The organism is Pantoea sp. UBA4549, assembly GCF_002387285.1.
GTDB lineage: Bacteria > Pseudomonadota > Gammaproteobacteria > Enterobacterales > Enterobacteriaceae > Pantoea > Pantoea borealis.
The window spans coordinates 112,780-131,830 of record NZ_DGLH01000012.1 but is presented as its reverse complement, the minus strand read 5'-3'; the positions used below and the strand labels follow the sequence as shown (position 1 = coordinate 131,830).

Here is a 19,051-nt window from a genome sequence, read left to right as displayed (position 1 = left end):
TCCGTTATTTCGCTAAAGGTGCAACAAAGCGGCTGGTAACAAAGCGGCTGTAGTCGCCGGCCGCTTCAGGTACCCGCCCCTGCTCTTTCAGGAAATGCACGGTATCGACAATGGCTTGATTCACCGGTTTACCGAGTTGCTCAACCTGCTGTTGTGCCGTCAGGTAGGTATTACCTTTAACCAGGCCCGGCACATCGCCTTCCGGCACGCCGCTCAGACGCGACAGCTTGCTGAGGTTATCCGGCTGCTTCAGCCACTGTTCAGGCTGAGCGAGATAGGCCTGCTGCGCGTTAATGGCGCTGCGGGCAAACGCGGTCACCACCTCCGGATGCTGCTGCGCAAAATCTTTACGCACTACCCAGACATCCAGCGTTGGTGAGCCCCATTGCCCCACCTGCGAGGAATCGGTCAGCACATGCCCCTCTTTTTCCAGTTCATTCACGGCGGGCGCCCAGACGTACGCACCGTCAATATCGCCACGCTGCCAGGCGGCAACGATTGCAGGCGGCTGCAGGTTCACTAACTGCACCTCTGAAGGCTTAATGCCCCAGTGTTTCAGCGCTGCCAGCAGGCTGTAATGGGTCGTGGAGATGAAAGGCACGGCAATACGTTTGCCTTTCAGCTGTGCCGGATCGCTGATCTCTTTTTTGACCACCAGCGCCTCGGAGTTACCCAGCTGTGAGGCAAGCAGAAACGCTTCAATCGGCAGCTGCTGTGTGGCAGCGATCGCCAGCGGGCTTGAGCCGATATTACCAATCTGCACATCGCCCGACGCCAGCGCACGCAGCACGCTGGCCCCGCTGTCGAACTTGCGCCAGTCCACGGTTGCCCCGCTCTCCCGGGCAAAGGTGTTATCCGCCTGGGCGACTTTGGCAGGCTCTGCAGAGGTCTGATACGCCACGGTGACATTGAGCGCCTGCGCCTGAAACGCTATCAGTCCCAGCGCCGCCGCCAGCGAAATTACTGTTTTTTGCATTGCCATCATCCTGTTCCCCGAAGTGAAGTTATGACGGCAGTGTCGCCAGCGGCGAAAGTTTCATAAAGGAATTAAAAATTATCCCTCATGCCAATCAGTTCTTAGATCAACATCAGGCAAGGCTATGCAAAAAAAGCAAATAGGCCGGACAGAAACGGTGACAAATTTGTCAGGCGCTCACATCCTGACTGTGTTATTGATCTCTTCCTGATTTCCTCACCTGACTGGCGGTTGTTATTTCTATGTCCATCGAAAAAGTCGCACGCCTGGCAGGCGTATCAAAAGCTACCGTTTCCCGGGTTCTGAACCAGCACCCCGGCGTGCGCCCCGATACGCGCAGCAAAGTGCTGGCGGCGATCAGCGCATGCGACTATCAGCCTAATTTGCTGGCGCGCCAGCTGCGCACGGCGCAAAGCAACATGCTGCTGGTGCTGATTTCAGATATTACCAATCCCTTCTGCTCACGCGTGGTACAGGGGATTGAAGCGGAGGCAGAGGCGCAGGGTTATCATATTTTGCTCTGCAACAGCGCCTCTCAGCTGCGACGTGAAACCGCTTATCTGGCGCTGCTGGCCGGCAAGGTCGTTGATGGTGTGATCACCATGGATGCCGCCGCCTGTTTGCAGGGATTAAAAGATCTGATTGGCGATGCGCCGTGGGTGCAGTGCGCCGAATATGATCCCTCTATTAATGCATCCAGCGTGACCATTGATAACCGGCAGGCGGCCTTTGAGACGGTGCAGTACCTGGCAGGAAAAGGCCGAAAACAGATTGCGCTGGTCAACTGCGACATGCGCTATCTCTATTCACATCAGCGTGAAAGCGGCTACCGCGAGGCGCTGACAGCGCTGAATATGACGTGGAATCGCGTAGCGTATGCGGAAGATATCTCCTGCGAAGCGGGCAGCGCCGCGCTGCATACGCTGCTGGCACAGCCCTCTCCGCCCGACGCCATTTTTACTGTGTCAGATGTGCTGGCCGTGGGTGTTATTCACGCGGCGCTGGAAGCAGGGCTGCGCGTACCGGAGGATCTGGCCGTGGTGGGTTTTGACGGTATTCCGTTTACCAGTAGCCTGAATCCGCCGCTGACCACCATCGCGCAACCGATGAATCAGATGGGTGCCCGCAGCGTGCAGCTACTGCTGAACCGCATTCGCCAGCCGCATACCGCTATCGTGCACGAAGTGCTCCCCTGGCAGCGTCTGGAGCGCGCATCCAGCTAACCTAGCGCCAGATCAGCAGCACACAGGCAGCGGTCAGGGCGCCCATCGCCAGGTTAAACAGTTTCCAGGCGCGCGGGCTGTGCAGCAGGCGGCCAATCAGTGAACCAAATCCCATCCAGATAAGGCCGGATAGCAGATTCACCAGCGCCATCCCCATGCTGATCGCCACCACGGAATGCTGATAGGCTGCCCCCGCCAGACTGAAACTTGCTATCGCTCCCAGCGCCATCAGCCAGGCTTTAGGGTTAATTAACTGTAGCAGTCCGCCCTGCCAGAAGGGCATCTGCTTTACCGAGCGATCTTCGGTTTCCAGCGTCTCATAAGTGGCCGTCGCAATTTTCCACGCCAGCCAGAGCAGATAGAGACTGCCGGCAATCTTCAGCACCAGATGCAGCGACGGGTAGAGCAGAATCAGGCCGCCGATACCAAATGCCACCATCAGCAACATCACCTGCATACCCAGCATGATACCAATAAGCAGCGGCAGCGTGCGCAGAAAGCCAAAATTAGCACCTGAGGCCGTAAGTAACATATTATTGGGCCCCGGCGTGATGGCCGCGACCCAGAGAAAACCTAACATCGACAAAAAAAGACTGAGTTCCATGAGTATCCGGATGCTCCTCATCCTTAAAAGCAGACAACCCATCGAAGCTATCAGCGAGTTATGCATCAGACAAGCACTATCCCTGGTTATTTAGATTGCGTCACCGGCAATCCTTTTGTTCCGCTGCGCGGCTTCGGCAATGCGCATTTGCAGACCCTGCTGCCGCGCCTGCTGCGGCGGCGCGTCACGCTCAGACCCCACTGGCAGCGGCTGGAGCTGCCGGATGGCGACTTTGTCGATCTCGCCTGGAGCGAGGATCCGGCCCGGGCGCAACACAAACCGCGCATGGTGATGTTCCACGGGCTTGAAGGCCACTTTCGCAGCCCTTACGCACACGGTCTGATGCAGGCGTGTAAAGCGCGCGGCTGGCTTGGTGTGGTCATGCACTTCCGCGGCTGCAGCGGCGAACCTAACCGGCTGCAGCGCATTTATCACTCCGGTGAAACCGAAGACGCGACCTATTTCCTGCACTGGCTGCGGCGGGAATGGGGCAGCGTGCCGACGGCGGCGGTGGGCGTATCGCTGGGCGGTAACATGCTCGCCTGCTTACTCGGCCTGCAGGGCAACGAGGCACCGCTGGATGCAGCCGTGGCGATATCCGCGCCGCTGGCGCTGGCGCCCTGCAGTGAAAAACTGGATATCGGCTTTTCCCGCTTCTATCAGCATTATTTGCTGACGCAGCTGAAAAAGAATGCAATGCGCAAACTGCGCGCCTGGCCCGGCACGCTGCCGGTTGATGTGCTGCAGCTGCGCGCGTTTCGTCGTCTGCGCGAATTTGACGATGCGATCACCGCCCGCGCGCACGGTTTTCTCGACGCCAGCGATTACTATCAGCGCGCCAGCGCCCTGCCGCTGTTGACCGGCGTGCGCAAGCCGATGCTGATCATTCACGCCAAAGACGATCCCTTTATGACAGACGCGGTGATCCCGCAGCCGCAGCAATTGTCTGCCACAATTGAGTACCAGCTGACGCAGCAGGGTGGACACGTTGGCTTTGTCGGCGGCAGCCTGCTTAAACCCCATATGTGGCTGGAGCAGCGCGTGCCGGAGTGGCTCTCAACTTATCTGGATGGACAATTGTGATTATTCCGTGGCAGGAACTGGAAGTAACAACGCTGGAAAACCTGATTGAAAGTTTTGTCCTGCGCGAAGGCACTGACTACGGTGAGCAGGAGCGTAGCCTGGCGCAGAAAGTCGCTGACGTGCGCCGCCAGCTGCAGCAGGGCGAGGTGGTGCTGGTCTGGTCTGAGCTGCATGAAACGGTCAATATTATGCCGCGGCGCGAGTTTCGTGGCTGATGCGCTGCCGGATAATTCATGGTAACAATGCTCATCGCCCGATCTCACAGGGAGCACCCGTATGTCAGCCAGACACCCCGTTATCGCCGTTACCGGTTCCAGCGGCGCCGGTACCACGACAACCAGCCTTGCCTTCCGTAAAATTTTTCAGCAGCTGGGGCTGCATGCGGCCGAAGTAGAAGGCGACAGTTTTCATCGCTATACCCGGCCGGAAATGGATATGGCGATCCGTAAAGCGCGCGATCTGGGCCGTCACATCAGCTATTTTGGTCCGGACGCCAATGATTTTGGCCTGCTGGAGCAGACGTTCCGGCATTATGGTGAAAACGGCATCGGAGAGTCGCGTAAATATCTGCACACCTATGACGAAGCGGTGCCGTGGAATCAGGTACCGGGCACGTTTACCCCCTGGCAGCCGCTGCCGGAAAACACCGACGTGCTGTTTTATGAGGGCCTGCACGGCGGGGTGGTCACACAGCAGCATAACGTGGCAGAGCATGTTGACCTGCTGGTTGGCGTGGTGCCCATCGTTAACCTTGAGTGGATCCAGAAACTGGTGCGCGATACCAGCGAACGGGGCCACTCGCGCGAAGCGGTAATGGATTCCGTGGTACGGTCGATGGAAGATTACATCAATTACATTACGCCGCAGTTTTCCCGCACGCACCTTAACTTTCAGCGCGTACCGACCGTTGATACCTCCAATCCGTTCGCCGCCCGCGAGATCCCCTCACTGGATGAGAGTTTTGTGGTGATCCATTTTCGCGGCCTGGAAGGCATCGCTTTCCCCTATCTGCTGGCGATGATTCAGGGATCGTTTATTTCGCATATGAATACGCTGGTGGTACCGGGCGGCAAGATGGGGCTGGCGATGGAGCTGATTATGATGCCGCTGGTGCAGCGGCTCATCGAAGGCAAGCGGATTGAATAGGGTCAGTGCCTGCCAGTCGGCGTAACATCGGTCGCCATGAATGGCGACCCTGCATAGCCTGTTTCACGGGTACAGAGGGACGTGCAGCGGCGCCTGTTACAGCTCAACCACCTCGTGGCTATGGGTGATCTCCACGCCTTTGCCGAGCATGATCGCCACCGAGCAATATTTTTCTGCCGACAGGTCAACCGCTCGCGCTACCGCTTTCTCGCTCAGCGCTTTTCCACTGACGATAAAATGCAGGTTAATCTGTGTAAAAATACGTGGCGCTTCTTCACGCCGTTCTGAGGTGAGTTTGACCTCACAGTCAGCCACATCATTGCGCCCTTTTTGCAGGATCGACACCACATCAATCGCGCTGCAGCCACCGGCCGCCATCAGTACCATCTCCATCGGGCTTGGCGCTTTATCGCCTGAATTCCCGTCCATTAATAACTGATGTCCCGATGAGGATTCTCCGAGAAAGGTCAGCCCTTCCACCCATTTTACACGTGCCTGCATTATTCTTTCTCCTGAAGCGGCGTTTTGCGCCAGAGTACGCGTTCATCCGGCAAACAGCAATCGCCCGCCTGCTGAAGCGAGACAACACAAGACAGCCTGCAAAAGCTGTGCTACAAACAGAGCTGAAAATTTCTTCGTCGTGGCTGATGAAGACGGGCAGAATCAAAAGCAGAGCTTACACATCCGCCCGGATAATTTTTATTAACAGGACGCGCTGGACGATTTCATCGCCTGACAGGGAATGAATGCCCCTGTATTTTGGGCACGATTACAATAGAGGATAATAGCGAATGGTTCTCGGCAAACCGCAAACAGACCCTACACTCGAATGGTTCCTGTCCCATTGCCATATTCACAAATATCCATCCAAAAGCACGCTGATTCATCAGGGTGAAAAAGCAGAAACGCTCTACTACATCGTTAAAGGTTCCGTTGCGGTACTGATTAAAGATGAAGAAGGCAAAGAGATGATCCTCTCCTATCTCAATCAGGGAGATTTCATCGGCGAACTCGGCCTGTTTGAAGAGGGCCAGGAGCGCAGTGCCTGGGTGCGTGCGAAAACAGCCTGCGAAGTTGCTGAAATTTCATACAAAAAATTTCGTCAGCTGATTCAGGTTAACCCGGATATTTTGATGCGCCTGTCGGCGCAGATGGCACGTCGCCTGCAGGTGACATCAGAAAAAGTGGGTAACCTGGCCTTCCTGGACGTTACCGGCCGCATTGCACAGACGCTGCTTAATCTGGCTAAACAGCCGGATGCCATGACGCATCCTGACGGTATGCAAATTAAAATCACCCGTCAGGAGATTGGTCAGATCGTGGGTTGCTCACGGGAAACCGTTGGCCGCATCCTGAAAATGCTGGAAGATCAGAATCTGATCTCCGCACACGGTAAAACCATCGTCGTCTACGGCACCCGCTAAGCTGTTTCACCCCCACGGCGTGATGGCACCATCACGCCGTTTCTGTTTGCGATAAGCTGATGTGGCGCCGAATCATCTACCATCCCGAAGTCAACTACGCTCTGCGTCAGACGCTGGTGCTGTGCCTGCCTGTCGCGCTGGGATGGCTGTGTGGCGATCTGCAAAAAGGCCTGCTGTTCTCGCTGGTGCCCGCCTGCTGCAATATTGCCGGCCTTGATACGCCGCATAAACGTTTTTTCAAACGTCTGATCGTGGGCGGTACGCTTTTCGCCACCGGCAGTTTCCTGATCCAGTATCTCACTGACGCCGCGATCCCGCTGCCGCTTATTATGCTGGTGCTGCCGCTGCTTATTGGCGTGACGGGCGAAATCAGCCCGCTGCACGGACGTCTGCTGCCCGGCACGCTGATTGCCGCTATTTTTACGCTGAGTCTGGCAGGACGCATGCCGATCTGGGTGCCGCCGCTGCTCTATATTGGCGGCACGTTCTGGTATGGCCTGTTTAACTGGTTCTGGTACTGGCTGTGGAAAGAGCAGCCGATGCGTGAAACGCTGAGCCTGCTCTATCGTGAACTGGCGGATTACTGCGATGCCAAATATACCCTGCTGACGCAGCTGACCGATCCGGAGAAAGCGCTGCCACCGCTGCTGGCGCGTCAGCAGAAAGCAGTTGATCTGATCACCACCTGCTATCAGCAGATGCATATGCTCTCTGCCAGTCGCGACAACAGCCATAAGCGGCTGACGCGTGCTTTCCAGGTGGCACTCGATCTGCAGGAGCACATCGCTGTCAGCCTGCACCAGCCGGAGAAAGTGCAGAAGCTGGTCGAGCAGAGTCATGCCGAAGCCGTTATCCGCTGGAATGCAAAAACCATTTCGGCACAGCTCAGGCTGCTGGCGGATGCCATCCTCTATCATCAGTTGCCCGCCCGCTTTCAGATGGAAAAGCCGCTCAGCGCGCTGGAAAAGATAGCGCGGCAGCATCCGGATAATCCGGTTGGTCACTTCTGTCTTTATCATTTCAGCCGTATCGCCCGCGTGCTGCGCACTCAGAAACCGCTTTATACGCGCGACCTGATGGCCGATCGCCAGCGGCGTCTGCCGCTGCTGCCCGCCCTGCGCAGCTATCTGTCGTTCAGGTCCGGCGCCCTGCGCAGCGCAGCCCGCTTTGCCGTTATGCTGATGTTCGGCAGCTTTATTGCGCTGTTTTTCAATATTCCCAAGCCCTACTGGATCCTGATGACCATTATGTTTGTCAGTCAGAACGGCTACAGCGCTACGCGCGTGCGCATTCAGCACCGGGCGCTCGGGACCTTTGCCGGACTCCTGATTGCCGCCGCCTCGCTGCGTTTCGCCGTACCGGAGTCGATCGCGCTGCTGTTTATGCTGGCCATCACGCTGGCCAGTTATCTGGTGACGCGCAAATATTATGGCTGGTCGATGATTGGCTTTACCGTGACGGCGGTGTATTCACTGCAGCTGCTGTCGCTGAACGGTGCTCAGTTTCTGCTGCCGCGCATGATGGATACGCTGATGGGATGTCTGATTGCATTCGCCGGTATGATCTGGCTATGGCCGCAGTGGCAGAGCGGTTTGCTGCGGCAGAATGCGCACGATGCGCTGGAGGCCTATCAGGAGGCGCTGCGCATGCTGCTGGGGCCGGAACACTCGCCGGAAAAGCTGGCTTATCAGCGGGTAAAGGTGAATCAGGCACATAACGCGCTGTTCAATGCGCTGAATCAGGCGACCAGCGAACCCGGTTTCAACGCGCAGTATCTGAAGGATATGCGACTCTGGGTAACGCACAGTCAGTTCATCGTGGAGCATATCAACGCCATGACCATCCTGGCGCGTGAGCACACCATGCTGACGCCGGCGCTGGCAGAGCGCTATCTGCAGTCGTGCGAAATTGCGCTGCAGCGCTGCCAGCAGCGGCTGACTTACGACGGACCGGGCAGTGAGAACAATGTGATGGAGGCGCCGGAAAACCTGCATGAAGGGCCGGTGACCATTGTCGAGCAGCATGTTAAACGCATTTTGCAGCATCTCAGCGTCATGCACACCATCTCATCTCTGGCGTGGAGCCAGCGGCCGCATCATGGCCGCTGGCTGCGGGCTATCCGTCCGAAAGGATAGTCAGGCCGCGAGAACCTTGCGCAGTGCGGCAGCAAACCGCGTCATACCGGCATCAATCTCCTCCGGTGCGATGACCAGCGAGGGCACAAAGCGGATCACATCGCTGCCGGCGGTCAGGATCATCACGCCTTCTGCCGCCGCCGCATTGAGAATATCGCGGGCTTTACTGGCATGTTCCGGTTTCAGTACCGCGCCCATCAGCAGACCCTTTCCGCGAATTTCGCTAAAGAGGCCCAGCTCACGATCCAGCGCCGTCAGCGCGTCAGTAAACTGTTGCCGCCGGGCTTCCACGCCGGCAAGCACCGCTGGCGTGTTAATGATATCCAGCGCGGTTTCTGCAATCGCACAGGCGAGCGGGTTACCGCCATAGGTGGTACCATGTACGCCAGGCGCCATAACGGATGCGATCTCATGCGTGGTCAGCATCGCGCTGACTGGGAAACCGCCGCCCAGCGCTTTAGCCGTGGTGAGAATATCAGGCTGAATGCCGTAGTGCTCATAGCTGAACAGCTTGCCGCTGCGCCCCATGCCGCTCTGCACCTCATCCAGCACCAGCAGCGCGTTATGCTCATCACACAGCGCACGCAGCCCCTGCATGAATTCCGGCGTTGCCGGCATCACACCGCCCTCACCCTGAATCGGTTCCACCACAATCGCGCAGGTATGATCATCAATCACAGCTTTTACCGCTGCCAGATCGTTGAACGGAACGTGGACAATATCCGCCGGTTTCGGACCGAAACCGTCAGAGTATTTAGGCTGTCCGCCAACGGAGACGGTAAACAGCGTACGGCCGTGGAAAGCATTATGAAACGCGATGATCTTACTTTTAAACGGGGAGTGCTTTTTACAGGCGTAGTAGCGCGCCAGCTTGAACGCGGCTTCGTTGGCTTCCGCACCGGAATTACCAAAAAATACGCGATCGGCGAAGGTGGCGGCAATCAGCTTACTCGCCAGACGCAGCGCCGGCTCGTTGGTAAAGACATTACTGGTGTGCCACAGGGTTTCGCCCTGGCGCTTCAGCGTCTCTACCAGTGCCGGATGGCAGTGGCCCAGCGCGGTGACCGCTATACCGCCAGAGAAGTCGATATACTCTTTACCCTGCTGATCCCAGACGCGGCTGCCTTTGCCCTTTACGGGCACAAACTGCGCAGGTGCATAAACAGGCAAAATAACGTTATCAAACGTCTCCCGGGTTACCGCTATGTTTTCCGCTGCCATTGCTGACCTCATCCGGTTATTAGGTGATTTAAAATGAAATTATAATCACGAAATATGCATAAAAAATCACAGAATGGCAAACGGAAGTTAGCGCTCAAGGAAATTTTTCAGCAGCTGATGGCCCTGTTCGCTGAGCACGCTTTCCGGATGAAACTGCACGCCTTCCAGCGGCAGCGTGCGGTGACGAAAGCCCATGATTTCATCAGGCTGGTTATCACGCAGGCTCCAGGCGGTGATCTCAAATGCGTCAGGCAGCGATTCACTCGCCACAATCAGCGAGTGATAACGCGTAACGGTAAGGGGATTAGCGAGGTTGCGAAACACCCCCTCTCCGTTATGGCGTACCGGAGAGGTTTTCCCGTGCATCACCTGACGCGCGCGTACTACCTTTCCGCCAAACGCCTGCGCGATGGCCTGGTGTCCGAGGCAGACCCCCAGCACCGGCAGCCGGCCGGCAAAATAACGAATGGCATCCAGGGAAACACCCGCCTGATCGGGCGTGCAGGGGCCGGGCGATATGACCAGATAGCTCAGCGGTAATGCCGCCATCTCAGCCAGCGAAATGGCGTCGTTGCGCACGACGCGCACCTGCGCGCCCAGCTCGCAAAAATACTGGTAAAGATTCCAGGTAAAAGAGTCGTAGTTATCAAGCAGCAGCAGCATCATGACCTCAGGTCGATCAAACCGCCGCTATTCTACGCACTTTATCGCGCCGGGCTTACCACTTTTGTCAGCTGTGCGGTCAGTGCCGTAAGATCGCCGGCGACCGCTTCATGGATTGCGTCCCGCCACGGCGCCGGTTCCAGCCGATCCCATTCCAGCAGATAGCCAGCGTGCAGCGCCAGCTGCTCAAAAAAGATACGCTGAGCGCGTCCATTGCCTGCCCGGAACGGATGCAGCACATAGAGTTCACAATAGTAGTGCGCCAGACGGGCAACAAAGGCGTCCGCATCCAGATCGGCCAGCCCCTGCTCTTCCTCCAGCGCGCTCATCAGCGCATTGCCCTCTTTCTCAATGTATTCACAGTGGCAGTAAGGGGTCTCATCGCGCCAGATATCGATGGTGCGGAGCTCGCCCGCCCAGCTGTAGAGATCCTGAAACAGCGTGCGATGAATATGACGTAAACGCGGCAGGCCCGGTATGCGCGGACCTAAATCCAGCGTCGCCAGCCGCGCGGCGCTGAACGCCAGCTCCGCCTTGCGCAGCTGCGCGGCATCATGAATTTCCAGTCGGTTTTTCAGCACATCGTCGTTGTGCCATAGGTAGGGATCGCGTACCGCCAGTGAATTATCCGCCATACTGCCTCCTCAGCGAAGTGAGCCGATCTTCCGCTGTCTCAGCGGTCACAGCAGGCTCAGTCAGGGTATAACCAGACAGCCTGCAGCTGGCCTGATAGCTGGCAGCACGACGCTGCAGCCACAAAGTGGCTTTCTGTTTTTCAGTGAGTTTCTGCGGCATAGCGCCTCCGGCTGACAGGATTTGCCCTAAGTATAAGAGCAAATTCTGGCTTTGCCGGAGCGCGGTCAGCGGCGTCACGCTAAAGGCGACGCTGAAACAGATTAAGGCAGGATTTTCGCGGCGGTAATAACAACCGGTTTTGCCGGTACATTCTGATACGGGCCCACGTCTTTAGTCGGGACCTGGGCAATCTTATCGATCACATCCATCCCTTTCACAACTTTACCAAATACCGCATAACCGAAGTCGCGCTGTCCGTGATCCAGGAAAGCGTTGTCAGCCACATTCAGGAAAAACTGGCTGGTTGCGCTGTCTTTCTCAGCGGTACGCGCCATAGAGATGGTACCGCGCAGATTACGCAGCCCGTTATCAGCTTCGTTTTTGATTGGCGCAGTGGTCTGCTTCTGCTGCATATCCGTGGTAAAGCCGCCGCCCTGGATCATAAAGCCCGGGATCACACGATGAAAAATGGTGTTGTTGTAGAAACCGTTATTAACGTAATCCACAAAGTTTTTTACTGAAACCGGCGCTTTCTGGTTATCCAGCTCAAGTTCAATGTTGCCTGCCGACGTGGTAAGCAGTACATGTGTATCCCCTTTTGCAGCCAGTGCAGAAGCAGATACGGAAGAGAGTGCTAACAGGGCGAGCGCCGCTGTCAAAGTACGTTTAAGCATGGAAGAGTCCTTACCCTGGAGATCGGCTTAAAAAACAGAATTGATTGTAAAGAGCATGTAATACAAGAGCCAGCGTTTTACCTATATTTACCCGAATGTTGCAAACGTCATACTTTTGCCGCTGCGCAATCATTTGCGTGATTGAAATCACACATATCATGAAATTTGCGTAGCTTATTTCACTCCTTGTTTATTAAGATCACAGTTCCATTTACAATTCATGACACTTTCGCTTCATCGTCCCCCCACAGGTTATGAACATGACAAACCGTAATCGCATCGGCCTTACCTGGATCAGCTTTTTCTCTTATGCGCTCACTGGCGCACTGGTGATTGTGACCGGTATGGTGCTGGATAATATCGCGCAATATTTCCAGCTGCCCATCTCAGAGATGAGCAACACCTTCACTTTTCTTAACGCCGGCATTCTGGTTGCCGTTTTCCTGAACGCCTGGCTGATGGTCATTGTGCCGCTGAAACGCCAGCTGATTTTTGGCTTCGTGCTGATGATTCTGGCGGTTGCGGGCCTGATGACCAGCCATAATCTGCAGATCTTTTCCCTCTGCATGTTTATTCTGGGCGTGGTCAGCGGCATTACCATGTCGATAGGTACCTTCCTGATCGCCCATATCTACGATGGCCGTCAGCGTGGTTCACGCCTGCTGTTTACAGATTCATTTTTCAGCATGGCAGGGACGATATTCCCGATCATTGCTGGCGTCCTGCTGGCGCGTGCGCTGCCGTGGTACTGGGTATATGCCTGCATTGGCGTTATCTATCTGGCTATTTTCGTGCTGACGCTGATGGTGGAGTTTCCGGTGCTTAAAAGCGAAGCGGCCGTTCAGGGCGGAGAAAAAGAGAAATGGGGCGTGGGCGTGCTGTTCCTCTCCATCGCTGCGCTTTGTTATATTCTGGGTCAGCTGGGCTTTATCTCCTGGGTACCGGAGTACGCAACCAAATCGATGGGCATGGATATCGCCTCTGCCGGCCAGCTGGTCGGTAACTTCTGGACCGCTTACATGGTGGGTATGTGGGCGTTTAGCTTCCTGCTGCGCTTCTTTGACCTGCAGCGCATTCTGATGGTGCTGGCTGCGCTGGCTACCGGCCTCATGTACTGGTTTGTCTCCTCCCGGGAGGCGGGCATGCTGCACTGGATCATTATGGCGCTTGGCTTCTTCTCCAGCGCAATTTATACCACCATCATTACGCTGGGATCGCTGCAGACCAAAGCGGCATCCCCTAAACTGGTTAACTTTATCCTGACCTGTGGCACCGTCGGCACCATGCTGACCTTTGTGGTTACCGGCCCGATCGTGGCCAAAGGTGGCGCGCATGCAGCGCTCTCTACCGCAAACGGCCTTTATGCCGTGGTGTTTGTCATGTGTGTGCTGCTCGGCTTTGTCACAAAGCACCGTCAGCACGGTCATGTGACCCACTGATGATTCCGGCACTGCCGTCTCCCGCGGCAGATGCGACCTAATAAAAAGGCGAGCCTTCTGGCTCGCCTTTTTTATGTCATCCGCGCTGGTTTACGGCTGTGCGACGAAACCGACGGCGTCGTACACCTTCTTCAGCGTCTCCTGCGCATGCGCACGCGCTTTGGCAGCACCGTCACGCATTACCTGATTGAGCAGCGCTTCATCGTTGCGGAAGTGATGATAGCGCGCCTGCAGTTCAGTCAGCATGCCGGATACCGCATCGGCAACCTCGCCCTTGAGGTGTCCGTACATTTTGCCTTCAAAATGCTGTTCAAGTTCCGGAATCGGTTTGCCGGTAACGCCCGAGAGAATATCCAGCAGGTTAGAGACGCCCGCTTTCTCTTTCACATCATAGCGCACCACCGGCGGCTCTTCGGAGTCAGTGACCGCCCGCTTGATCTTTTTCACAACCGATTTGGTATCTTCCAGCAGGCCGATAACGTTGTTGCGGTTGTCATCCGACTTCGACATCTTTTTCGTCGGCTCCAGCAGCGACATCACGCGTGCGCCCGATTTCGGGATAAACGGCTCCGGAACCTTAAACACGTCACCATAGAGCGCATTGAAGCGGGCAGCAATATCGCGGCTCAGCTCCAGATGCTGCTTCTGATCCTCGCCTACCGGCACCTGATTGGTCTGATACAGCAGAATATCGGCCGCCATCAGTACCGGGTAATCAAACAGACCGGCGTTGATGTTCTCTTCATAACGGGCAGATTTATCCTTGAACTGGGTCATACGGCTCAGCTCGCCAAAATAGGCGTAGCAGTTCAGGATCCAGCTCAGCTGCGTATGCTCCGGCACGTGCGACTGAACAAAAATAGTGCTTTTTTCCGGATCAATGCCGCAGGCCAGATAGAGCGCCAGCGTATCCAGCGTCGCTTTACGCAGCGTGGCCGGGTCCTGACGCACGGTGATCGCGTGCAGATCGACGATGCAGTAAATGCAGTGATAATCATCCTGCATCTGCACCCACTGACGCAGCGCACCCATGTAGTTGCCAATGGTCAGTTCACCTGAAGGCTGGGCGCCGCTGAAAACGATGGGTTTGCTCATGTTATATCCTGATAATCACAGCCCGAGTGCGGGCAGAAGTTCGCTAAAAGTGTCGAGAGTTAAATCGGGCTGGCTGGTGGTAATGGACTCACCGTAGTTGTAGCCAAATGTCATACCGACATTCGGTACACCGGCAGCCTGTGCCGCGAGGATATCATTGCGCGAATCCCCGACAAACAACAACTCTCCCGGCAGTACGCCAAAATGCCCCAGCACGAGGAAGATGCCGGCCGGGTGCGGCTTTTTCACCGCAACATCATCACCGCCGATGATCAGTGAAAAACAGTCGCTGATGCCGAGCGATGCCAGCAGCGGAGCAACAAACGGCGTCGGTTTATTGGTGACGATAGCGAGGGGCAACCCCTGCCCGCGCAGTGCAAGCAGCGTCTCTTTTACCTGCGGAAATAGCGTGCTGCCAGACTCAACCGTGTCAGCATAGTGGCGATCAAAACAGGCGCGTGCATCACGCTGCTCTTCCGCATGCGGCTCACGGCCCAGCGCCCAGGTCAGGGCGCGCGCCATCATGATATCGGCGCCGTTACCAATCCAGGTGGACGCGCGTTCAATACCCGGTGCCGGCAGCTGCAGATCGCCCAGCGCCCGGTCGATCGCCTGTGACAGACCGGGTGCGCTATGCACCAGCGTGCCGTCGAGGTCGAACGCCAGCGCGCGGATATCAGTGAAATGAGCCATTGACTTTCTCCAGTTCAGTGCGCATTTCATCAATGACTTTTTTATAATCGGGATGACCGAAGATGGCTGAACCGGCAACAAACATATCCGCACCGGCGGCGGCAATCTGTCCGATATTGTCAATCTTCACGCCGCCATCCACTTCAAGCCGGATGTTATAGCCGCTCTGATCGATCAGCCGGCGCGCCTCACGCAGTTTATCCAGCGTGCCCGGTATAAATGACTGGCCGCCGAAGCCAGGATTAACTGACATCAGCAGGATGATATCCAGCTTATCCATCACATAGTCAAGGTAGCTCAGCGGCGTTGCCGGATTAAATACTAGGCCCGCCTTACAGCCATGCTCTTTAATAAGCTGCAGGGTGCGATCCACGTGGTCACTGGCTTCCGGGTGGAAAGTGATGTAGCTGGCACCCGCTTTAGCAAACTCCGGGATAAGTGCGTCCACTGGCTTTACCATCAGGTGCACATCAATCGGTGCCGTGATGCCGTAGTCACGCAGCGCTTTCAGCACCATGGGTCCCATTGTCAGATTGGGCACGTAGTGATTATCCATCACATCGAAATGCACGACATCGCCGCCTGCCGCCAGTGCTTTGGCGGTATCTTCACCCAGACGGGCAAAGTCAGCGGCAAGAATTGAAGGGGCCAGTAAAAATTGTTTCATCCGATTCTCCCAATGTTGTGCGCCAGCCTCAACTGACGTAATGCGTTGGTCGCGGACGAAACAGGCTAGCGGAAAAGCGCCAGCAGTTCGTCCACCTGCGTACGACCACTTATGCTTCGGCTGATAGAACGCCGGGCTTTTACTACATGTAAATCCGCGTTCTGATACCACTCCCGGGTCAGCAGCGTATCGTGATTGGAAATCAGGACCGGTATCTGGCTCTGTGCCAGCTTCCCGGCCAGCTCAGCAAGATGCTGCTGCTCGCGCAGGCTGAAACTGTTGGTGTGATAGGCCGTGAAGTTGGCCGTTGCCGACAGCGGTGCATAGGGCGGATCGCAATAGACCACTGAACCTGCAGCAGCCCTGTTCAGGGTAACATCGTACGATTCACAGACAAAGGTCGCTTTCTGCGCGCGCTCTGCAAACCAGAGTAGTTCAGCTTCCGGAAAATAGGGTTTGCGATAGCGGCCAAAAGGCACGTTAAACTCACCGCGCAGATTATAGCGGCACAGGCCGTTATAACCGTGACGATTCAGATAGAGGAACAGCACGGCGCGCTGGTAGGGATCGCGGCTGGCGTTAAATGCCAGCCGCTGCGCATAGTAATGCTCTGCGCTGTTTCCTTCTGGCGTAAAAAGCTGACGCGCATCCGCAATAAAGGTCTGCGTACGCGTTTTGACGATGTTGTAAAGATTGATGAGATCGCCGTTGATGTCCGCCAGATGATAGCGGTCATAATCGGTATTGAGAAATACGGAACCGGCGCCCACAAAGGGTTCAACTAAACAGTCACCTTGTGGCAGGTGACGACGAATATCGTCAAGCAGTGGGTATTTCCCACCGGCCCATTTCAGGAAAGCGCGATTTTTTTTCATGCTGTCGTGGTTATTACATCTTCATTGTAGCTGTGGTGAAACCGACAGCAGATCTGCGCTTAAACGGGGCCGCAGTAGCAGGCCCCACATCAATTTACTGACTCTCTTTTTTAACCTGGCTCAGCGGTTTTACCCACGGATTGACCGCACGTACTTCAGCAGGCAGTGCAGCTACAGCCCTTTTTGCTTCGGCAGGCGTCGCGTAAGCGCCGCTGACCAGCACGTACCAGGGCTGACCATTACGTGTGGTTTTATACACGTGATAACCGCTCAGATTCTGTTTTTTTGCCCACGCCGTCAGGCTTTCCTGCTTCGATGCCCCGCTCAGCTGCAGCGTATAGTTGCCACCTGAAGGCAAAGACTTACTGGCGCTGCTGGCAGGCGGGTTGTGAGCTGCCGTGGTGTGGGTCTGGCTCTCTCGGGTCGCAGACGGTTTTGCCGCAGCCGCAGATTTATGACTGCTCCCGGATGCGGTTGAGCGTGAAGTATTGCTGCTGGCACGCGGCGCGTTATCCGCCCGCACAGCTGGCGGCGTAACCGCTTTTGCTGCTGTGCTGCCAGCATTACCGCTTACGGTAGCCGGCGCGGTGGGCAGAGATGAGCCGCCCTGTGCACCCTGCGCCGCAGCGTCTACCGGGCCCTGCTGATTACTCAGCGCGCTATTGAGATCGCCCGGCAACGTGACGCGCTGCTGATTCGCAGGCGCCTCTGTTACCTGCGCCTGCGTTGGCGTAGATGAAACGGAAGGCATTGAGATCGCCTGTCCCTCACCGCCTGCTGCTGGCTGGGTGGTATCCTGCGGCGCGCTGCCTTCAGCCGTTGGTGCCGCTGTCTGCTGGCCGCTCATGGAGGTGGAGTCAGAGAGATCGATATGTTTTTCACTGCCGCCAGATGTCGCCGCACTGCCGCTGTTACGGTTAGCCGCCGGTTTATCATCCGGCCCGGTCAGCGCTGAACCAATGCCCAGCACCAGAACCAGCAACACCAGAATGCCAATTCCCATCATCATATGCTGACGGGAGACCGGCGCTTTGGCTTTTGGCGCAGAAGACGCTTTACGGGATCGCGCGGGACGGCGATCGCTGGCATCAGGTTTTAACTCATCTTCCGGTTTGAACTCATCCATCTCGCCTCCTCCGTAAAACGGCACGCGTCCGACGCACCGTATCACAACGTTCTTCTTCAGCCTGAACTTGCCTGCCGCAGCGGTCTATGACGGTCTGCTGTCAGAACGCTACCTTCGCGCTCAGTTACTGCGACAATCGTTAATTGCAGCCAGCACCATATCATGAGCAACACCGGCACGCACTTCAGAGCGACCAATAGCGAGAGGCAGCACCAGACGCAGTTCGCCCCCTACTACTTTTTTGTCGCGCATCATATGCGGCAGATACGCTTCCGCTGTCATCTCAGCAGGACCGGTTACCGGCAAGCCCGCGCGCTGCAGCAGCGCAATCACGCGTTCGCTCTCTGCGGCGGTAAATTGCCCCAGCCGTTGCGCCGTTCGCGCGGCCATCACCATACCGGCGGCCACGGCTTCGCCATGCAGCCAGTTGCCATAGCCCATATGCGCTTCAATCGCATGACCAAACGTATGGCCCAGGTTGAGCAGCGCACGCTGGCCGTTTTCACGCTCATCGGCAGCAACCACTTCTGCTTTCAGCTCGCAGCAGCGGCGAATACACCAGGCGATTGCGCGCGCATCCAGCGCCAGCAGCGCATCAAGATTTTGTTCCAGCCAGTGGAAGAATTCACCGTCCAGAATGATGCCATATTTGATCACTTCTGCCAGGCCAGACGCCAGCTCGCGCGGCGGAAGCGTGGAGAGGCAATCGGTGTCAATGACCACCGAGGCGGGCTGATAAAACGCGCCAATCATATTTTTACCCAGTGGATGATTGACGGCGGTTTTTCCGCCTACTGACGAGTCAACCTGCGCCAGCAGTGTGGTGGGCACCTGAATAAATCGGACGCCGCGCTGATAGCTTGCAGCGGCAAATCCGGTGAGATCGCCTATCACGCCGCCACCCAGCGCAATCAGCGTGGTGTCACGGCCGTGTGGCTTCTGCAGCAGCGCGGTAAAGACCTCATCCATGACGGTCAGCGTTTTATACTGCTCACCATCAGGCAAAATCACCTGATCAACATGGATACCCGCCTGAGTCAGCAGCGTTGCTACTTTCCCGAGATAGAGCGGGGCCAGCGTCTGGTTGGTTACCAGCATGGCGCGATCGCCTGCCTTCAGCGGCCAAAAAGAAGCCGGATCATTAAACAATCCGGCAGCAATGGTAATGGGGTAACTACGATCCCCCAGTGAGACAGTGATCTTCTCCATGAT

General features: G+C 56.3%; 21 protein-coding genes. 7 read left to right on the top strand and 14 right to left on the bottom strand.

What is annotated here, in order from left to right:
* Window positions 1–4: 4 nt before the first annotated feature.
* Complete coding sequence (tauA, locus tag B3041_RS12440; protein WP_292975209.1) at window positions 5–985, bottom strand: taurine ABC transporter substrate-binding protein; 981 nt, start codon at window positions 983–985, stop codon at window positions 5–7.
* 233 nt (window positions 986–1,218) lie between these two features.
* On the opposite strand from tauA, the gene B3041_RS12435 reads away from it, so the two are divergent.
* A complete protein-coding gene (locus tag B3041_RS12435; protein WP_292975206.1) occupies window positions 1,219–2,199 on the top strand; it encodes a LacI family DNA-binding transcriptional regulator in 981 nt (326 codons plus the stop codon).
* Between the two features lies 1 nt (window position 2,200).
* Here B3041_RS12435 and B3041_RS12430 read toward each other — a convergent pair whose 3' ends face one another.
* Entirely contained in the window at window positions 2,201–2,803 is a 603-nt protein-coding gene (locus B3041_RS12430) for a LysE family translocator (protein WP_065648584.1), read from the bottom strand.
* A gap of 60 nt (window positions 2,804–2,863) precedes the next feature.
* Here B3041_RS12430 and B3041_RS12425 point away from each other — a divergent pair, with 60 nt between their 5' ends.
* The 3 genes from B3041_RS12425 to B3041_RS12415 all read left to right on the top strand — a co-directional run bounded on the left by B3041_RS12425 (window position 2,864) and on the right by B3041_RS12415 (window position 5,032).
* A complete protein-coding gene (locus B3041_RS12425) occupies window positions 2,864–3,886 on the top strand; it encodes a hydrolase (RefSeq protein WP_065648583.1) in 1,023 nt (340 codons plus the stop codon).
* The gene (locus B3041_RS12420; protein ID WP_065648582.1) at window positions 3,883–4,101 is read left to right on the top strand and encodes a YheU family protein; all 219 of its coding nucleotides are present in this window, start codon (window positions 3,883–3,885) and stop codon (window positions 4,099–4,101) included. The genes B3041_RS12425 and B3041_RS12420 overlap by 4 nt, the downstream gene beginning before the upstream one ends.
* 61 nt (window positions 4,102–4,162) lie before the next feature.
* A complete protein-coding gene (locus tag B3041_RS12415; RefSeq protein ID WP_292975202.1) occupies window positions 4,163–5,032 on the top strand; it encodes a phosphoribulokinase in 870 nt (289 codons plus the stop codon).
* A 96-nt stretch (window positions 5,033–5,128) separates the two neighbouring features.
* On the opposite strand, the gene B3041_RS12410 is transcribed toward B3041_RS12415, so the two are convergent.
* Window positions 5,129–5,533, bottom strand: a complete 405-nt coding sequence (locus B3041_RS12410) for an OsmC family protein (RefSeq protein WP_039380892.1) — start codon at window positions 5,531–5,533, stop codon at window positions 5,129–5,131.
* 290 nt (window positions 5,534–5,823) lie between these two features.
* Between B3041_RS12410 and crp the strand changes: the two genes are divergently transcribed.
* Both crp and B3041_RS12400 read left to right on the top strand, forming a co-directional pair.
* Window positions 5,824–6,456, top strand: coding sequence for a cAMP-activated global transcriptional regulator CRP (crp, locus tag B3041_RS12405; RefSeq protein WP_000242755.1), 633 nt, complete (start codon window positions 5,824–5,826; stop codon window positions 6,454–6,456).
* A 59-nt stretch (window positions 6,457–6,515) separates the two neighbouring features.
* Window positions 6,516–8,591: a YccS/YhfK family putative transporter gene (locus B3041_RS12400; protein WP_065648580.1), complete on the top strand. Its 2,076-nt coding sequence runs from the start codon at window positions 6,516–6,518 to the stop codon at window positions 8,589–8,591.
* Here B3041_RS12400 and argD read toward each other — a convergent pair whose 3' ends face one another.
* The 5 genes from argD to ppiA all read right to left on the bottom strand — a co-directional run bounded on the left by argD (window position 8,592) and on the right by ppiA (window position 11,944).
* Window positions 8,592–9,812 carry a bifunctional acetylornithine/succinyldiaminopimelate transaminase gene (gene argD / locus B3041_RS12395; protein ID WP_292974426.1) on the bottom strand — a complete coding sequence of 407 codons (1,221 nt, stop codon included), beginning with the start codon at window positions 9,810–9,812 and terminating at the stop codon, window positions 8,592–8,594.
* Between the two features lie 87 nt (window positions 9,813–9,899).
* Window positions 9,900–10,475: an aminodeoxychorismate synthase component 2 gene (gene pabA / locus B3041_RS12390; RefSeq protein ID WP_292975235.1), complete on the bottom strand. Its 576-nt coding sequence runs from the start codon at window positions 10,473–10,475 to the stop codon at window positions 9,900–9,902.
* Between the two features lie 41 nt (window positions 10,476–10,516).
* Complete coding sequence (locus B3041_RS12385; RefSeq protein WP_292974424.1) at window positions 10,517–11,110, bottom strand: putative adenosine monophosphate-protein transferase Fic; 594 nt, start codon at window positions 11,108–11,110, stop codon at window positions 10,517–10,519.
* Window positions 11,100–11,270, bottom strand: coding sequence for a YhfG family protein (locus tag B3041_RS12380; RefSeq protein WP_075050720.1), 171 nt, complete (start codon window positions 11,268–11,270; stop codon window positions 11,100–11,102). The genes B3041_RS12385 and B3041_RS12380 overlap by 11 nt, the downstream gene beginning before the upstream one ends.
* 101 nt (window positions 11,271–11,371) lie before the next feature.
* Entirely contained in the window at window positions 11,372–11,944 is a 573-nt protein-coding gene (gene ppiA, locus B3041_RS12375; protein ID WP_065648576.1) for a peptidylprolyl isomerase A, read from the bottom strand.
* A 260-nt stretch (window positions 11,945–12,204) separates the two neighbouring features.
* On the opposite strand from ppiA, the gene tsgA reads away from it, so the two are divergent.
* A complete protein-coding gene (gene tsgA / locus B3041_RS12370; protein ID WP_292974421.1) occupies window positions 12,205–13,383 on the top strand; it encodes an MFS transporter TsgA in 1,179 nt (392 codons plus the stop codon).
* A gap of 90 nt (window positions 13,384–13,473) precedes the next feature.
* On the opposite strand, the gene trpS is transcribed toward tsgA, so the two are convergent.
* From trpS to aroB, 6 genes are all read right to left on the bottom strand, one after another.
* On the bottom strand, window positions 13,474–14,478 hold the full coding sequence (trpS, locus tag B3041_RS12365) for a tryptophan--tRNA ligase (protein WP_065648574.1): 1,005 nt from the start codon (window positions 14,476–14,478) through the stop codon (window positions 13,474–13,476).
* Window positions 14,479–14,493: 15 nt separating this feature from the next.
* Window positions 14,494–15,171, bottom strand: a complete 678-nt coding sequence (locus B3041_RS12360) for a phosphoglycolate phosphatase (RefSeq protein WP_065648573.1) — start codon at window positions 15,169–15,171, stop codon at window positions 14,494–14,496.
* Window positions 15,155–15,838: a ribulose-phosphate 3-epimerase gene (gene rpe / locus B3041_RS12355; RefSeq protein ID WP_065648572.1), complete on the bottom strand. Its 684-nt coding sequence runs from the start codon at window positions 15,836–15,838 to the stop codon at window positions 15,155–15,157. Before rpe ends, B3041_RS12360 begins: the two co-directional genes overlap by 17 nt.
* 65 nt (window positions 15,839–15,903) lie before the next feature.
* The gene (gene dam / locus B3041_RS12350) at window positions 15,904–16,713 is read right to left on the bottom strand and encodes an adenine-specific DNA-methyltransferase (protein WP_065648571.1); all 810 of its coding nucleotides are present in this window, start codon (window positions 16,711–16,713) and stop codon (window positions 15,904–15,906) included.
* Window positions 16,714–16,807: 94 nt separating this feature from the next.
* Window positions 16,808–17,839 carry an SPOR domain-containing protein gene (locus tag B3041_RS12345; RefSeq protein ID WP_065648570.1) on the bottom strand — a complete coding sequence of 344 codons (1,032 nt, stop codon included), beginning with the start codon at window positions 17,837–17,839 and terminating at the stop codon, window positions 16,808–16,810.
* A 120-nt stretch (window positions 17,840–17,959) separates the two neighbouring features.
* The gene (aroB, locus tag B3041_RS12340; RefSeq protein WP_065648569.1) at window positions 17,960–19,048 is read right to left on the bottom strand and encodes a 3-dehydroquinate synthase; all 1,089 of its coding nucleotides are present in this window, start codon (window positions 19,046–19,048) and stop codon (window positions 17,960–17,962) included.
* Between the last annotated feature and the right edge of the window lie 3 nt (window positions 19,049–19,051).

What these genes read in the sequence shown, in the direction of transcription:
- tauA (WP_292975209.1), bottom strand. Translation starts at nt 985, where the DNA reads ATGATGGCAATGCAAAAAACAGTAATTTCGCTGGCGGCGGCGCTGGGA.
- B3041_RS12435 (WP_292975206.1), top strand. Translation starts at nt 1,219, where the DNA reads ATGTCCATCGAAAAAGTCGCACGCCTGGCAGGCGTATCAAAAGCTACC.
- B3041_RS12430 (WP_065648584.1), bottom strand. Translation starts at nt 2,803, where the DNA reads ATGGAACTCAGTCTTTTTTTGTCGATGTTAGGTTTTCTCTGGGTCGCG.
- B3041_RS12425 (WP_065648583.1), top strand. Translation starts at nt 2,864, where the DNA reads ATGCATCAGACAAGCACTATCCCTGGTTATTTAGATTGCGTCACCGGC.
- B3041_RS12415 (WP_292975202.1), top strand. Translation starts at nt 4,163, where the DNA reads ATGTCAGCCAGACACCCCGTTATCGCCGTTACCGGTTCCAGCGGCGCC.
- B3041_RS12410 (WP_039380892.1), bottom strand. Translation starts at nt 5,533, where the DNA reads ATGCAGGCACGTGTAAAATGGGTGGAAGGGCTGACCTTTCTCGGAGAA.
- crp (WP_000242755.1), top strand. Translation starts at nt 5,824, where the DNA reads ATGGTTCTCGGCAAACCGCAAACAGACCCTACACTCGAATGGTTCCTG.
- B3041_RS12400 (WP_065648580.1), top strand. Translation starts at nt 6,516, where the DNA reads ATGTGGCGCCGAATCATCTACCATCCCGAAGTCAACTACGCTCTGCGT.
- argD (WP_292974426.1), bottom strand. Translation starts at nt 9,812, where the DNA reads ATGGCAGCGGAAAACATAGCGGTAACCCGGGAGACGTTTGATAACGTT.
- pabA (WP_292975235.1), bottom strand. Translation starts at nt 10,475, where the DNA reads ATGCTGCTGCTGCTTGATAACTACGACTCTTTTACCTGGAATCTTTAC.
- B3041_RS12385 (WP_292974424.1), bottom strand. Translation starts at nt 11,110, where the DNA reads ATGGCGGATAATTCACTGGCGGTACGCGATCCCTACCTATGGCACAAC.
- B3041_RS12380 (WP_075050720.1), bottom strand. Translation starts at nt 11,270, where the DNA reads ATGCCGCAGAAACTCACTGAAAAACAGAAAGCCACTTTGTGGCTGCAG.
- ppiA (WP_065648576.1), bottom strand. Translation starts at nt 11,944, where the DNA reads ATGCTTAAACGTACTTTGACAGCGGCGCTCGCCCTGTTAGCACTCTCT.
- tsgA (WP_292974421.1), top strand. Translation starts at nt 12,205, where the DNA reads ATGACAAACCGTAATCGCATCGGCCTTACCTGGATCAGCTTTTTCTCT.
- trpS (WP_065648574.1), bottom strand. Translation starts at nt 14,478, where the DNA reads ATGAGCAAACCCATCGTTTTCAGCGGCGCCCAGCCTTCAGGTGAACTG.
- B3041_RS12360 (WP_065648573.1), bottom strand. Translation starts at nt 15,171, where the DNA reads ATGGCTCATTTCACTGATATCCGCGCGCTGGCGTTCGACCTCGACGGC.
- rpe (WP_065648572.1), bottom strand. Translation starts at nt 15,838, where the DNA reads ATGAAACAATTTTTACTGGCCCCTTCAATTCTTGCCGCTGACTTTGCC.
- dam (WP_065648571.1), bottom strand. Translation starts at nt 16,713, where the DNA reads ATGAAAAAAAATCGCGCTTTCCTGAAATGGGCCGGTGGGAAATACCCA.
- B3041_RS12345 (WP_065648570.1), bottom strand. Translation starts at nt 17,839, where the DNA reads ATGGATGAGTTCAAACCGGAAGATGAGTTAAAACCTGATGCCAGCGAT.
- aroB (WP_065648569.1), bottom strand. Translation starts at nt 19,048, where the DNA reads ATGGAGAAGATCACTGTCTCACTGGGGGATCGTAGTTACCCCATTACC.